We start from the raw sequence: 15,585 nt of genomic DNA on the forward strand, positions 1-15,585 counted from the left end.
GAAGAGATACATTCGTAATACTATGGTTTCGGAATAGTTCAAAAAAAGAGAGTTAATCATCTAATGAGCTAGACTCTTCAGGTGACCAAATGAAAGAAGGGTTAAAATGAGGAGAGATGTTGAAATTTCATTCTCTAAAAAGAAAGTGTTAAATGAGGAAGAACAACAAATCCTTCAAACGTGTACTTACCTGCTTTAAAAAGGATACGAATCAATTAGATAAGTTAGTTATACAACTTTTAAAAATGTAACCGCAAACAAAAAGGTATGTATTTCTCTTCCTACTTTAATTATACCACATAAAAAAACGCCGATATAGACTGTTTATTCTCATTTACTGCTGGTAAAATCAATAAAACATTACCGGTTAGGAGAGATGTTGAATGAACTCTTTAGTTCTTAGCTTTCAAGAAATAAAAGATACACAGCTTTCACTTGTTGGAGGAAAAGCCTTAAATTTAGGCGCGTTATCAAAAATTCAAGGAATACAAGTACCGGAAGGATTTTGTGTGACAGCGGCCGGGTATCAAAAAGCCCTTGAACAAAATGAAACGTTTCAAGCGTTACTGAACCAGCTGACGATGCTAAAAGCTGATGACCGAGATCAAATTGGTGAAATTAGCGAAAAAATCCGCCAAATCCTTCTGGAAATAAAAATTCCTTCGGACGTTGTAAAAGCAGTTATTCATTCTCTCTCTCAGTTTGGGGAAGAGCATGCTTATGCCGTTCGTTCAAGTGCGACTGCTGAAGATTTGCCACATGCTTCTTTTGCTGGTCAGCATGACACCTATTTAAACATCAGAGGCAAAGAAGCTATTCTGCAGCACATTAGCAAATGCTGGGCTTCCCTGTTTACAAATCGTGCGGTAACCTACCGTATTAAAAATGGATTTGACCATAGTCAAGTGCACGTATCTGTTATTGTTCAACGAATGGTTTTTCCGCAGGCTTCAGGTATTTTATTTTCCGCTGACCCAATTACTTCTAACCGAAAGCTGTTATCAATCGATGCGGGATTTGGACTTGGAGAAGCGCTAGTGTCAGGTTTGGTCTCTGCCGATTGCTATAAAGTAAAAGAAGGCGAAATCGTCGATAAAAAAATAGCAGCTAAAAAGGTAGCTATTTACGGATTAAAAGAAGGCGGAACAGAAACAAAGGAAGTTCATTTCGATCTACAAAAAACGCAAGCGCTCACTGACTCTCAAATTTTACAGCTAGAACGCGTTGGAAGACAGCTTGAAGCTTACTTCGGTTGTCCTCAAGATATTGAATGGTGCTTGGCTGAGGATACATTTTATATTGTTCAAAGTCGTCCAATCACTACTTTATATCCAATTCCTGAAGCACATGATCAGGAAAATCGCGTTTATGTATCTGTTGGACATCAACAAATGATGACCGATGCCATGAAACCACTGGGGTTGTCTTTTTTTCTGTTAACGACTAATGCACCTATGCGTACAGCCGGTGGAAGGCTGTTTGTTGATGTCACCCCTATGCTGGCTTCATCTGACAGCAGAAAAATGATGTTAGGTGCCATGGGACAACATGATCCCCTCATGAAAGACGCACTTACAAGCATAATAGAGCGAGGAGACTTTATAAAACCTTTACCAAATGATCAAAGTTCTGGTAAAAGCAATAAAAGCATGCCGCCTACGAAGCCTAAGACACAAATCGAAAACGACTCGACCATAGTTTCTGACTTGATCAAGAAAAATCAAGCATCAATAGAAGAGCTAAAGCAAACCATCCAAACGAAATCTGGGTCGGAATTAGTCGATTTTATTTCAGAAGATATCGGGACATTAAAGAAGATTTTATTTGACCCACAAAGTACAGCTGTGTTTATGGCTGCTATGGATGCTTCATCATGGATCAATGAAAAAATGGAGACGTGGCTAGGTGAAAAAAACGCAGCAGACGTGATTTCTCAATCTGTACCAAACAATATTACATCAGAAATGGGTCTGGCGCTATTGGATGTCGCAGATGTGATTCGTCCTTATCCAGAAGTCATCCATTATTTACAACACGTAAAAGATGATAACTTTTTGGAGAAACTGGTTAAGTTTGAAGGCGGAGAGAAAACTCAAGACGCTATCTATGATTATCTCAGCAAATACGGAATGCGATGCCCCGGCGAAATCGATATTACGAAAACTCGCTGGAGCGAAAAGCCGGCTGCACTTATCCCTGTGATTCTTGGTAATATTAAAAACTTTGAGGCTAACGCTAGCAAGCAAAAATTTGAAAAAGGCCTGCAGGAAGCCTTGAAAAAAGAGCAAGAGCTATTAAACCGCTTGAAGCAATTGCCGGATGGTGAACAAAAAGCAAAAGAAACAAAAGAAAAGATTAATCTCATGCGGAATTTTATCGGTTATCGTGAATATCCCAAATACGGCATGATTAATCGCTATTTTGTTTATAAACAGGCTCTGCTGAAAGAAGCCGCTCAGCTTGTAAAAGCCGGTGTTATTTCTGAAACAGAAAATATATACTATCTGACGTTTGACGAACTTCAAGAAGTCGTGCGCACACATAAAGTGAATGATCAAATCATTACCAAGCGAAAAGAAGAATACCGATTATACACAAAGCTAACATCTCCGCGTGTAATCACGTCTCATGGCGAAATTGTTACAGGTGCGTACAAACGAGAAAATCTTCCGTCCCAAGCAATTGTAGGTTTACCGGTTTCTTCAGGAGTGGTAGAAGGGCGAGCGCGCGTCATTTTAAACATGGAAAATGCTAATCTATCAGAGGGAGATATATTAGTTACTTCCTTTACTGACCCTAGCTGGACCCCGTTATTTGTAGGGATAAAGGGGCTTGTTACGGAAGTTGGCGGACTGATGACTCATGGAGCAGTCATTGCACGTGAATACGGATTGCCAGCGGTTGTCGGCGTAGAGAATGCTACTCGGCTGATAAAAGACGGACAGCAAATTCGCGTACATGGAACAGAAGGATATATTGAAATATTGTAAAAGCTAAAGATGCTTGCGCTGTTTTCCTTCTTTATTAATAGATGAAAATTTGTCTAGATTTCTATGCGTATCTTCAGGTAATACAAAAAGGCAGGCCATTATAATGGCCTGCCTTTTTGTATTGGTGACGCAGTAGATTAAAACGTCAAATGCTGACTTTTTTTACAGCCGACTGCTGCACATGCTCCATAAACAGTTTGAACAAGTTTAGCATTGAAGTATGTTCTTTTGCCATCATTTCTGGATGCCACTGGACGCCGACTACAAATTGTTTTCCTTGTTTTTCAATGGCTTCAATAACTCCATCTTTTGCCCATGCAGAAACTTCAAAACCTGGCGCTACGTCTTTAATAGCTTGATGGTGAAATGAATTAATAAGAGCTTGATTACCGTAAAGGTCATGCAGGCGTGTTCCGTCTTTAATCATGATGGAATGAGAAGGGTCGCTTGTATTTTTGTATTGATCATGTTTGATAAATGACTCTTTAATGTCTGACATGTCTTGATAAAGAGTCCCGCCGTAAGCAACGTTCAAAATTTGTAAGCCGCGGCAAATCGCTAACACCGGCTTTCCTTGATCGATCACATGCTTTAACAATAGCTGTTCAGACTGATCTCGTGCTAAAAAAGGTGAACCCGTTTTGGTTGTCGGTTCTTCTCCGTATAAAAGGGGATTAACGTCTTGACCACCTGATAAAATCAACCCGTCTATACTTTCTGCCTGCGCTTTAATCATTTCTTCATCTTTTAGCACTGGCAAGATAAAAGGAATTCCGCCGCTGAGCGCTGTTGATTCGATATAGTCATTATTCACATACGCTCGCTTATAGCCTGGAAAGCGTCCTCCTTGATCCACAATAATGCTTCCTGATATGCCAATTAAAAATCCCACTGTTGTTTTCTCCTTTTTGTTAAATTACCATTTCTTGAGATGTTCTTTCTTTTTTACTGCGTTGATAAAGTGTGTTCAATCTCTTGCTTTATAAGAAATAAATGGTTATTTTGTTCAACTATTATACATATATACCATATTTACTTAATAGAAAATGGTATAATAGCCTCTGTATGTTAAAAATACTAATTGCCAAAGGTAGAAGGTAGTGCTACAATTGTTCACATTCCTACTATTCTTCTTATTATAGTCGGATTAAAATTTTATACAAGGAAATAGGAGTGATTTTAGTGAAAAGGACTTATTTACTTTTCATCTCTCTTTTAACCATTGTCCTCATGGTAGCAGGGTGCAGTGGTAATGCAAGCAAAAATTCTTCAAGTGAAAAAGAAGGAAAAGAAGGTGGAACGCTAAACGTCGCGTCTCAAAGTGAGCCAGCAACGCTAGATGCTCAAATTACTGGGGACTCAGATGTGAAAGACGCAACGCGCAGTATCTACGAAGGACTAATGATTTTAGACGAAAAAGGAAATCCTAAGCCTGACTTAGCGTCTAAAGTAGATATTAGCGATGATAATAAAACATACACGTTCCAATTAAGAAGAGGGGTTAAATTCCATAACGGTAAAGAAATGACTGCAGATGACGTTGTCGCTTCTATTAACCGCTGGATTAAGCTATCGTCTCTTGGGAAAACAAACTTCTCTGGTGCTGAAATGACCAAAACCGGTGATTATACGGTAGAGCTTCATTTACCATCACCAAACGTTAACACGCTTTCTTTATTAGCTGATCCAATCCCCGCAGCAGCTATTTTACCAAAAGAAGTCGTTGACAATGCATCTGATGAAGGGATCAAAGACTACATAGGAACAGGTCCATATAAAGTAAAAGAGTGGAAGAAAAATCAATATCTTTTATTAGAGAAATTTAAAGATTATTCTTCGAAAGGCCGCGAAGTTAAGAAAACTCCTCACGTCGATGAAATTAAGATTAGTTTCGTAAGCGATGAGTCAACTAGGATTTCTGGTATTACAACCGGACAATTTGACGTTGCGCTATCTGTATCAAGCGATAATGCCAAACAAGTTGAAGGCAGTCAAAATGCAAAAGTAGAAACATCACCAGGCGGATTTATGGGACTTTTCTACAACGCAGATAAAGGCGTCTTTAAAGACATCAATGCACGAAAAGCAGTTAACGCAGCTCTTAACTCAAAAGACATCTTAGACAGTTCTTACGGAAACTCGGATTATTACAAGCTTTCTTCATCCATTGTGAACAAAGAGTATCCAAATTACTACAGTACAGCTGGAAAAGAAGAATATAACCAGCATGATAAGAAAAAAGCAAAAGAATATTTGAAGAAATCTGGTTATAACGGAGAAGAAATTCGCTTAATGGCGTCTCGTGATTACCAAGATCAATACAATACAGCTGTTGTGGTTCAACAAGAGTTAAAAGACATTGGTATGAATGTAAAATTAGAAGTATACGACTGGGCGACATTCAGCGATAAAATGAGTGATACAAGCCAATGGGACATCTATCCTGTTGACTGGAACGCTCGTTCTACCATCTTCCAAGGATTCTGGACTACAAAAGGTACATCAGTTGAAAAATCAATGGACTACTTAAACAAAATTAAAGCTGCTCCTTCTGTTAAAGAAGCTCGCGGTGACATTGATGCAATTCAGCAATACGTATGGGACGAGCTTCCGTTTACGCTTATTGGTCATAAAGTGAACATCAATGCCGTTTCTAACAATGCAAAAGGCTATGAGTATAATTTAGGTCCAATTTTCTACAATATGAGTTTAACAAAATAATATCTTATTATTCTAATAAACAGAGGGCTTACGCTCTCTGTTTTAGAAAGGAGTTTACGATGGGAGCTTATACACTTAAGAGACTTTTTGCACTAATCCCTGTTTTATTCATTGTATCTATTGTTGTGTTCTTAATTACGCGCTTAACGCCTGGGAGTCCCGCAGCAATCATTTTAGGACAAGGCGCAAGTCCGGAACAAATTGCAGCGCTGAGCAAAGAAATGGGATTGGATGAGCCTGTGGTAAATCAATACTTTATCTGGCTATCTAACATTTTCCACGGAAATTTTGGCTATTCTTACTTTTTAAATAAACCTGTGCTCGGGGCAATTTGGGATAATGTAGGCCCTACGGTTTCTCTAGCTATACTCGCGCAAATTTTTGGTGTGGCGTTTGCTTTACTATTTGGTATATATGCAGCTAAACATAAAGGAACGATTCGTGATGAAAGCATTATGGGAGCTAGCCTTTTAGGTATTTCCATTCCTAGCTTTCTTCTCGGTTCATTCCTTATTTTGCTTTTTGCGGTACAGCTTCGAATTTTTCCTGTTTCAGGATACGTTCCGTTAAATGCTGGATTATTTGAGTATTTAAAGTACTTAGTTTTACCAACGATTACGCTTGGAGCGATTCAAGCTGCATTAATTACGCGTATGACGCGTTCATCTTTACTCGATACCATTTCTGAGAACTTTGTTAAAACGGCAAAAGCAAAAGGATTAAATGAACGCACAATTATGCTTAAGCATACGCTGCGCGTGAGTTTTTTACCGATTTTAACAGTTATCGGAGAATCATTTGCGGGACTTGTGACCGGAGCGGCGGTAACAGAATCATTATTTAACATTCCAGGGCTAGGTCAGCTGATTGTTTCATCAATTGAACGCCGGGATTACGCGCTTATTCAAGGAGCCGTACTTTTAATTACGGTTGCTTATGTGGTCATCAATTTAGTTGTTGATTTGCTGTATGCCGTGATCGATCCGCGTGTACGCAATTCTTATCATGATTAAAGGAGGGTGATGAATGTGAACGCACAACAAAATACAGAGACCATTTCAGTAACTGTAAAGAAAAAAAGAAACCCAGCGGTAGTGCGCTTTTTCTCAAATCGTTTGCTAGTAAGAGGAGCGATACTTATTTTATTATCTATTTTGATTGCTGTTTTTGCTCCGCTCATTTCTCCTTTTGGCAGCTTACAAATCGACCCTGCAAATCGATTAGCACCGCCGTCAAGCACGCACTGGTTTGGAACGGATAACTTTGGACGAGATGTATTTAGCCGGACAATGTACGGCGTCAGAATATCATTAATGATTGGAGCCGCAGTAACGATTATTGCTACTGTACTTGGTTTAATCGTTGGACTTTTATCTTCTTATTATAAAATTCTTGATTATATTTTAATGAGAATTTGTGACGGCTTGTTTGCTTTTCCATCTATTTTACTAGCAATTGCTATTATGTCTGCTTTAGGACCTAAAACAAGCAACGTTATTATCGCACTGAGCCTTGTATTTATTCCTTCGATTGCGAGAATTGTTCGTTCAGCTGCGCTTGTTGTAAAAGAAAAAACGTTTATTGAAGCGCTAAAAGCTCAAGGAGCAAGCTCACTTCGAATCATTTGTTTTCATATGGCGCCAAACGTCTTATCGCCTTTAATCGTTCAAGTAACATACGTGTTTGCCGTAACGATTTTAACTGAGGCTTCGCTAAGCTTTTTAGGAGCCGGGATTCCTGCGCCGACACCGAGCTTAGGAAATATGCTGTATGACGGAAAGCTTGCGATTTACAACGCATGGTGGATGACCGTGTTTCCGGGTGTATTCATCATTTTAATTGTACTTGGCCTTAATTTATTTGGTGACGGTCTGCGGGATTGGTTAAATCCGAAAAACGTAATGCTGAAGAAAAGGAGGAAAAAACGTTGAGTAACGCCCTTTTAAAATTAGAAGACTTACAAGTAACTTTTACAACGTATAGCGGAGAAGTAACGGCTGTTGACAATGTATCTCTTCAATTAAATAAAGGAGAAGTATTAGGGATTGTCGGTGAATCAGGGTCTGGAAAAAGCGTAACGTCCGAATCTATTCTTCAGCTATTAGATGAAGACCTAACAAGCTACGATGGCAAGATTTTGTTTGAGGGAAAAAACTTATTAGAGATGTCTTCAAAGCAAATTCAAAAGCTAAGAGGAAACGAAATCTCAATGATTTTCCAAGACCCAATGTCGTCATTAAACCCCGTTATGCCCATTGGAAAACAAATTGCTGAAGTGATTCGTCTGCATCAGAAAGTCTCCAAAAAAGAAGCGCAAAAGAAAGTCGTAGAGCTTTTGAGACTAACAGGCATTCCGTCTCCAGAACAGCGAGCAAAAGAGTATCCGCATGAAATTTCCGGTGGAATGAGGCAGCGCATTATGATTGCGATGGCTTTAGCCTGTGAGCCAAAGCTTCTTATTGCCGATGAGCCAACAACAGCTTTAGACGTAACCATTCAAGCGCAAATTCTTGACCTCATGATGGATTTAAAAGACAAGCTCAACATGGGCGTGCTTTTCATTACCCATGATTTAGGCGTTGTAGCTAATATTTGTACAAAAGTAGCCGTGATGTATTTAGGACAAGTGATGGAAGAAACGGACGTTAAAACGCTGTTTTCAAAGCCGCTTCATCCTTATACAATGGGCCTAATTAAGTCGGTTCCTCACTTAGATGGCGACAGAACACAAGAGCTTTCGTCCATTCCGGGAACGGTTCCGCCGCTTTCAAACGTGCCAGACGGCTGTCGTTTTGCACCAAGATGCCCGTTTGCAACGGAAAAATGCCATAAAGAAGTACCTGTTTTAGAGCATGCCGATGATACGCATCGCATTCGGTGCTGGCACTATGAAAAAATTCAAGAAGGAGAGGTTGCGTATGTCTAGTGAAGCAAAGCAGCAAAGCGCCAAGCCCTTGCTTGAAGTTCGCAACCTGCAAAAATATTATCCGGTTCGTTCTGCTTTAGGGAAAGCAAAAGGCCAAATCAAAGCAGTTCAAGATTTATCCTTTGATATTTATGAAGGCGAAACGTACGGATTAGTAGGTGAATCTGGCTGCGGGAAAAGTACAGCGGGGCGCACGCTTTTAAAATTAGTAGAACCAACGGGCGGAGAAGCACAGTTTAATGGAGAAAGTATTTTCGAATCTAAAGCATCACGCTTACGAACAATTCGTAAAGATTTACAAATGATTTTCCAAGATCCACATACTTCCCTTAATCCAAGAAAAAAGATTGGTGCTTCCATTCAAGAAACATTAACAATTCATAATGTAGGCGCAAAAAGCGAACGAAAGCAGCTTGTCATTGAGTTATTAAAAAAGCTTGGATTTAACGAAGAAGATTACAACCGCTATCCGCACGAATTTTCAGGAGGTCAGCGCCAGCGCATAGGCATTGCGCGTTCATTGATTTTAAACCCCAAGCTTATCATTTGTGATGAGCCGGTTTCAGCACTGGACGTATCCATTCAAGCACAAATCTTAAACTTACTGCGCAGTTTGCAAAGAGAAATGAAGCTTTCATATCTTTTTATCTCCCACGATTTAAGCGTCGTAAGACATATTGCAGACCGCGTTGGTGTGATGTATTTAGGAAGATTAGTAGAAGAAGGGCCAACAGATGAGATTTTTTCAAATCCTCGTCATCCTTACACAAAACTTCTTTTGTCATCTGTCCCGGCAATTCACGAACATGAAAAACGCGAAAAAATTGAGGTTAAAGGTGAAATTCCTTCTCCTCTTAATCCACCTTCAGGCTGTGCGTTTCATAAAAGATGCCCGTTCGCATTTGACCGCTGCATGAAAGAAACACCTGAAGATACAGTGATTGACAACAAGCATAAAGTAAAATGTCATCTTTATAGTTAAGGTGAAAAGCTGTAGCGATAGAGAAAACAAACGTATTGATGCAGCAGCACAATCGAATAGATAGAAATGGAAAAAGTCACTAGTGCCTCTAGTGGCTTTTTTGTGTGAAAATAGCGGATTTAAAGGGTGGTGAAAAGTCATTATTCAGCGTATTAGATTCATTTTTATATAAAAGATATAAATAATCCTTACTAACCTATCTATCCTAATATATGGAGATATGAAAACAAAACGTGTTATGATGGTATCGGTGATAATTATGGGTAAAAAAGCAGATAAAACGAATGTCATGCGAATTTTAGATCAGAAAAAAATTGTGTACAACTATTATTCTTATGACACTAAAAAGCTGAGTGGGGTACAGGTAGCTACTTCGCTCGGAGAGGATCTTGCTAAAGTCTTTAAGACACTGGTGACCGTAGGGAAATCAAAAGAACATTATGTCTTCATGGTACCGGTTGAAAAGGAGCTTGATTTAAAGAAAGCGGCAAAAGCGGCTGGTGAAAAGTCCTTAGAAATGATTCCTCAAAGAGAGCTGTTACCTCTTACAGGATATGTTCACGGCGGGTGTTCTCCTATCGGAATGAAAAAGCAGTTCGAAACCTTCATTGACTCTACAGCAGAAAACTGTGAAACGATTTACTTTTCAGGTGGACGTGTAGGTCACCAAATACAGTTAACGTTAAGTGACTTATCAAAAGTAATTCGCTTAAGTTTAGCAGACATCACAAAAGATAGTTAAAATGTAGTTCCCTTGAGCGAAACGTACTCAGACATGAGCGTTTCGCTTTTTTAGTTCCCTTAATTACTGTCTTTTTATCTGTTAAAACAATAAAATAAAAGTAAAAATATAGAAAAAATGATATTATATAGTTAATATGTGGAAAATTTATAAAAAGGCTAGGAGGAAGACAAAAATGATTAAATCAATTATTGGCGGGTTCATTTTATCTTTTATTCTTTTATTAGGATGTACAATAGCAAACGTAAATTCAGAAACAGTATTTTTCGTAGCGTTCATTATACTAGTAGGGCTAGCCATTATTATATCTGGAGCAGCTGTAAGCGGTGATCGAATGAGAGCCAATCTGGCCACGGAATCAAAAACGGACAAGAAGTGGAGAATTAGAAATTCTATAAACCTTATGTTAGCTGCGGCTCCAGTTCTCGGCGTATTTCTTCTCATTCATTATTTTATATAGTTTGGTTTCCAAACAACAAGCTTAGGTGAAAAATATCTCGGGATAGAACGCTTTTTATGTGAATTTAAAATTAAATGAGCCAAATTAAGGTCGCCAATGCAACAAAATTATAGAGCATCCATGGCTGTATATATAATAAGAGATAAGATTAAAATTCGATAATTATCTTAAATTTAGGTTAGAGCTTAGTACAAGTTATGTTTATTCTACATATTATGTAAATGTAAGCAGCTTACACTCACAAGTTGATAAGAGTATTTTCTTAACCATGTTCTCATTTAAAGAACATGGCTTTTTTTCTGTTTGTCATATAAATTAGAAAGCCGAACTTTGTAAAATTTTTGTATAAATAATTAGAAAATATTATATTTTCTAATAAATCAATAGTACAATATATAAATGGAAGGGAGGATTAACACTACATATGTAATAGACAGCCGCCGCTTTTAAAACCACTTATCTTATTATCTATAGATGATACTGAAATGAATTATCCAACCTTTTTTAAGCGCTCTCATTATATAAGTAATTGGTTGAACAGGTTTTATAGAAAGCAATACAATCTAGCTGTTTAAAAAGATTTGCTGGTAAATTACTTGCTACTTCATATTACAGGAGAACCAACATTAAACACTCAAAGAAAAGAGGGATCACTCATGGCTCATACCAGTGAAGCTACAAACAACAGGCGTGTTACAAGTAATATTTTTAAAGGATCTGTTGGGAACTTAATTGAATGGTACGATTGGTACGTTTACTCTGCTTTTGCCGTCTATTTTTCATCGCAATTCTTCCCGGAAGGTGATTCAACAAGTCAGCTGCTTAACACAGCGGCAATCTTTGCCGTCGGTTTCTTAATGCGTCCAATCGGAAGTTTATTAATGGGACGCTATGCGGATCGATATGGTCGTCGGGCTGCGCTTACCTTATCTATTACCATTATGGCGAGCGGTTCTTTTATTATCGCCTGTACTCCTAGCTATGGCACAATAGGGTTATTATCTCCTATTATTCTAGTATTAGCGCGTTTGCTGCAAGGAATCTCCTTAGGAGGAGAATACGGAACTTCTGCAACTTACCTTTCTGAAATGGCAAGCAGGGGGCGAAGAGGATTTTATTCAAGCTTTCAGTACGTGACGCTTGTTGCTGGTCAGCTGGTAGCATTAGGTGTTCAAATTATTCTGCAAAACGTTCTTAGTGAAGCAGATATGATTTCATGGGGCTGGCGTATTCCTTTTGTCATTGGAGCAATCGGCGCGCTAAGCGTTTTATGGTTGCGCCGTACAATGGATGAGTCAGAACAATTTTCTAAAATGGACGCTGAAAGCCGTGAAAATGCAGGGACAATTAAAGCACTTATGAAGCATCCTAAAGCGGTGTTGACCGTTATTGGCTTAACATTAGGAGGAACGGTCGCTTTTTATACGTATACAACATATTTGCAAAAATTTATGGTAAACAGTGTAGGACTAGATAAAGGGGTCGTAAGCTGGATTAACTTCTGTGCACTGCTTGTATTTGTTGTCATTCAGCCAATAGCAGGTATGCTATCAGATAAAATTGGACGCAGACCGCTGTTAATGAGCTTTGGTATTTTAGGAACATTATTGACTGTACCGCTGTTTCTTTTTATGAAACAAGCACATAACCCAGTCATGGCTTTTTTATTAATGACAGTTGGACTTATCATTGTAACAGGCTATACATCTATTAACGCTATTGTAAAAGCTGAGCTTTTCCCAACAGAAATTCGAGCTCTTGGTGTAGGATTACCGTATGGACTTACAGTTGCCATATTTGGAGGCACAGCAGAATTTATCGCCCTATGGCTAAAAAGTATTGGCCATGAATCAATTTTCTTTTTCTATGTAGCAGGGTGTATTGCCATCAGCTTTCTTGTTTATTGGCGTATGGGAGAATCCTCTAAAGATTCATATATAGAATCTGAGCTCAAGAAAGAGGACAAAGGAGACAATGTACCGCCAAATAATATCAGTTTTTAATTTTGGTTAAATAAATAATCGTTTGATAACATAAAAAAGGACGGGCTTTTATAGCCAGTCCTTTTCTAGTATTCCGCGCGTATACATGTATTAAACGTACTAAGTGACTGTTCTTGCTATAGAATTCTTTTTTCTATAGTTTTGCATTATGAATTTGTACGACTAAAGCATGAAGAGGAAAATAATTAAAGGCATATAAAAAAGATCAGCGCCATAATAAAAGGATTATTTTGTGATATAACGAAATAGAGAGTATACATCAGAAATAGAGAGAGGGTAAACTTCGTGAATACTTTATGTTCCTTTTTTATGAATCCAGTTTTAAGCGCTTCAACGTTTTTAATAGAATTACAGAGTGCGTTCTTTCGTCCTATTTGGAAAGAGTATAATTATGATGATTACTTTACCTACAAGGTATATGTTCCAAGTACATATACTGGGTTAAGTAAAGTACCATTAATCGTTATGCTTCATGGATGTCAACAAGATGCAGATGATTTTGCTGCGGGTACGGAAATGAATAAGCTAGCGGAAGAAAAAGGCTTTATTGTTCTTTATCCTCAGATGAATTACTTTGCTAATTCCAACGGGTGCTGGAATTGGTTTTATGAGTATAACCAGTTTCGCGGCAATGGAGAGCCAGACATAATAAAAGATATGATTGATCACATAACCGCTAAATATGCGATTGATTCTACTAATATATACCTTGCTGGTATGTCAGCTGGAGGCTTTATGGCAAATGTGATGGCTATTGCTTATCCTGATGTATTTAAAGCGGTAGGCATTCATTCAGCAGGCAGTAATGCTTATGCTGTAGATCTCATCACAGCTGGAGAAGTCATGCTATATGGATCTCTAAATCCTGAACTTGACGGTGATGAAGCTTATAAAAAAATGGGACCTTATGCACGGCCTGTTCCCATCATTACGTTTCACGGTCAATCAGATACAACAGTCAACCCAATTAATGCGTCTACATTAATTCAACAGTGGATTTATACATATAAGTATTTCGGTATCGACCTACATGAAAATGCAGCTTCTTATACTTCAAGGGAAAACGAAAATCACTATAGTTACATAACGTATGACTACGTAGATACAGAAAATAAAATGTGGATGAAAAAAATTATGGTAGAGGATATGGGGCATGCATGGTCAGGAGGAAATGACAATGGATCGGATACTGATTCAAAAGGTCCTAATGCTTCAAAAATGATGTGGGATTTTTTTGAAGCCCACAATGATTAAATAGAGCACGAAAGAGAGATCACAATATGCTATTAAATAACATTAGCCTTTTATTTTTTTGAAACGAATAATCGTCTACCAACAGTAAAAAAGGATCTTATTGAAAGATCCTTTTTCTGTTATCAGCCAGCATTTCTTAACAAGTAGCTTCAAACCGATTTAACAATACATCTAGATCCTGACTAATTTTAATCGTATTACTACTTGTAAACCCTTCTTCTAGGGCAATCATCATCATCATTTTTCGTATAAATTCTATCTTTATCAGCAGTAGTCTACATTTGAAACACATTAAGTTTCCTCCGCTTGCCACGTCATTTTAAAGGCTTAAATTGTTGAATCATTTATGTAAAAATGGTTCCAATCTAAAAATAGAACCTAAAAAATATAGTAACAAATAGCTAGTGTCGAAGTCTGTCGTATTTTGAATTCAGATATTTTCATTTAAAAAGAATTAACTTTTAAACGTTTTGCTGGAAGCTGTGCTCTGTCTTAATCATGATTGTTCCACCGGTTGTAAAGAACTCACGGAGTAACAGAGCTTACTCTGTTTTGCGGACATAGGCATAATCCGATTACATTTAGGCATGTTAACATAAGAAAGGAGAATTTACTAATATGCCCAATGTCATCAGAATTCTTCAATTGTTTCTTCCATGGATCTCCCTTGTTTTTATGCCGAAAAAATCAATGAGAACCTATTTTCCCGCTTCTCTTTTTGCCTCATCGTTAGTAATTGGAATGTGCTCATTAGCTATTCCTTACAAGTGGTGGAGGGTAAAAGGAGGGTGGAAAGGGAAAATTTTAAACGATAGCAGTTTTATTTTTGGCCCCTTTTTAGTAGGGACACTGTGGATCTTTCATTTTACGTTTGGTAGCTTCAAACGATTTTTCTTCGTTAATTTACTAATGGATTCACTATTTGCTTTTCCGCTAAGTTACTTGTATCAAAAATTGGACTTATTTAAGTTAGTTAACTTTAAACCAAAACATATCTTTTCTTCATTTATTAGTTTCTGTTTAACTATTTATGGCTATCAGGCGCTGATAAATAAAGATAAATGATAGGTGAGGGCCGTTTTTAACCGCTATAGACTTTGTAAAAAGCGCAACAAAAAAGCGTCTGTTAAGACGCTTTATATATAATACATATACTGCTCTTCTTTATTAACATTTGTGGTTTCATGGATTATTTCTTCCGGGATATTGGACGTCCGATTAGTAAAAAGCATAAACAAAGCAATAATTGATGCCGCAAAACCTAAAGTAACAATCACAATAAATCCCTCCCTTTAGAATATATATTCTACTTTTATCTTCATTTTCCTATATTTATTATATACCCTTATTTTATTTTCTCAACACATAGAACAAAAAGAGTAGTGCATCTCCTCAATATCTCCCTCAAAATAAATATAATCAAGGGAACTTAAAACTCCCATTTTCCCTAAAAAAGTAGGAAGCCATAAATTTTTTTGTATGGGGGACATAAATCATTAACATTATT

The 15,585-nt window shown here is 37.7% G+C and carries 14 protein-coding genes; 11 read left to right on the plus strand and 3 right to left on the minus strand.

The window, feature by feature from the left end; all coding sequences use genetic code 11:
- The first annotated feature begins 383 nt into the window (after positions 1 to 383).
- On the plus strand, positions 384 to 2,990 hold the full coding sequence (ppsA, locus tag ACFX4W_RS14510) for a phosphoenolpyruvate synthase (RefSeq protein ID WP_043981886.1): 2,607 nt from the start codon (positions 384 to 386) through the stop codon (positions 2,988 to 2,990).
- 145 nt (positions 2,991 to 3,135) lie between these two features.
- On the opposite strand, the gene ACFX4W_RS14515 is transcribed toward ppsA, so the two are convergent.
- A complete protein-coding gene (locus ACFX4W_RS14515; RefSeq protein ID WP_043981888.1) occupies positions 3,136 to 3,882 on the minus strand; it encodes a gamma-glutamyl-gamma-aminobutyrate hydrolase family protein in 747 nt (248 codons plus the stop codon).
- 290 nt (positions 3,883 to 4,172) lie between these two features.
- Here ACFX4W_RS14515 and ACFX4W_RS14520 point away from each other — a divergent pair, with 290 nt between their 5' ends.
- The 9 genes from ACFX4W_RS14520 (at position 4,173) to ACFX4W_RS14560 (ending at position 14,078) form a co-directional block, all read left to right on the plus strand.
- Entirely contained in the window at positions 4,173 to 5,711 is a 1,539-nt protein-coding gene (locus tag ACFX4W_RS14520) for an ABC transporter substrate-binding protein (RefSeq protein ID WP_043981890.1), read from the plus strand.
- A 59-nt stretch (positions 5,712 to 5,770) separates the two neighbouring features.
- Positions 5,771 to 6,724 (plus strand): ABC transporter permease, encoded by a 954-nt coding sequence (locus ACFX4W_RS14525; RefSeq protein WP_043981892.1) that lies wholly within the window; start codon positions 5,771 to 5,773, stop codon positions 6,722 to 6,724.
- A 9-nt stretch (positions 6,725 to 6,733) separates the two neighbouring features.
- Entirely contained in the window at positions 6,734 to 7,642 is a 909-nt protein-coding gene (locus ACFX4W_RS14530; protein ID WP_043981894.1) for an ABC transporter permease, read from the plus strand.
- Positions 7,639 to 8,637: an ABC transporter ATP-binding protein gene (locus ACFX4W_RS14535; protein ID WP_162214050.1), complete on the plus strand. Its 999-nt coding sequence runs from the start codon at positions 7,639 to 7,641 to the stop codon at positions 8,635 to 8,637. Before ACFX4W_RS14530 ends, ACFX4W_RS14535 begins: the two co-directional genes overlap by 4 nt.
- A complete protein-coding gene (locus tag ACFX4W_RS14540) occupies positions 8,630 to 9,619 on the plus strand; it encodes an ABC transporter ATP-binding protein (protein WP_043981897.1) in 990 nt (329 codons plus the stop codon). Before ACFX4W_RS14535 ends, ACFX4W_RS14540 begins: the two co-directional genes overlap by 8 nt.
- Before the next feature lie 259 nt (positions 9,620 to 9,878).
- The gene (gene ybaK, locus ACFX4W_RS14545; protein WP_043982614.1) at positions 9,879 to 10,361 is read left to right on the plus strand and encodes a Cys-tRNA(Pro) deacylase; all 483 of its coding nucleotides are present in this window, start codon (positions 9,879 to 9,881) and stop codon (positions 10,359 to 10,361) included.
- 175 nt (positions 10,362 to 10,536) lie between these two features.
- Entirely contained in the window at positions 10,537 to 10,821 is a 285-nt protein-coding gene (locus tag ACFX4W_RS14550) for a DUF5316 family protein (RefSeq protein ID WP_043981900.1), read from the plus strand.
- Positions 10,822 to 11,477: 656 nt separating this feature from the next.
- Positions 11,478 to 12,824 carry an MFS transporter gene (locus ACFX4W_RS14555; protein WP_043981901.1) on the plus strand — a complete coding sequence of 449 codons (1,347 nt, stop codon included), beginning with the start codon at positions 11,478 to 11,480 and terminating at the stop codon, positions 12,822 to 12,824.
- Between the two features lie 285 nt (positions 12,825 to 13,109).
- The gene (locus ACFX4W_RS14560) at positions 13,110 to 14,078 is read left to right on the plus strand and encodes an extracellular catalytic domain type 1 short-chain-length polyhydroxyalkanoate depolymerase (RefSeq protein WP_043981903.1); all 969 of its coding nucleotides are present in this window, start codon (positions 13,110 to 13,112) and stop codon (positions 14,076 to 14,078) included.
- 136 nt (positions 14,079 to 14,214) lie between these two features.
- On the opposite strand, the gene ACFX4W_RS14565 is transcribed toward ACFX4W_RS14560, so the two are convergent.
- Positions 14,215 to 14,370 carry an aspartyl-phosphate phosphatase Spo0E family protein gene (locus tag ACFX4W_RS14565; protein ID WP_016763750.1) on the minus strand — a complete coding sequence of 52 codons (156 nt, stop codon included), beginning with the start codon at positions 14,368 to 14,370 and terminating at the stop codon, positions 14,215 to 14,217.
- Positions 14,371 to 14,696: 326 nt separating this feature from the next.
- On the opposite strand from ACFX4W_RS14565, the gene ACFX4W_RS14570 reads away from it, so the two are divergent.
- Positions 14,697 to 15,143 (plus strand): hypothetical protein, encoded by a 447-nt coding sequence (locus tag ACFX4W_RS14570; RefSeq protein ID WP_043981904.1) that lies wholly within the window; start codon positions 14,697 to 14,699, stop codon positions 15,141 to 15,143.
- Positions 15,144 to 15,214: 71 nt separating this feature from the next.
- Here ACFX4W_RS14570 and ACFX4W_RS14575 read toward each other — a convergent pair whose 3' ends face one another.
- A complete protein-coding gene (locus tag ACFX4W_RS14575; protein WP_013082747.1) occupies positions 15,215 to 15,355 on the minus strand; it encodes a hypothetical protein in 141 nt (46 codons plus the stop codon).
- Positions 15,356 to 15,585: the final 230 nt, after the last annotated feature.

Origin of the sequence: Priestia sp. YIM B13489, assembly GCF_042787645.1 — a bacterium.
Taxonomy (GTDB): Bacteria; Bacillota; Bacilli; order Bacillales; family Bacillaceae_H; genus Priestia; species Priestia megaterium.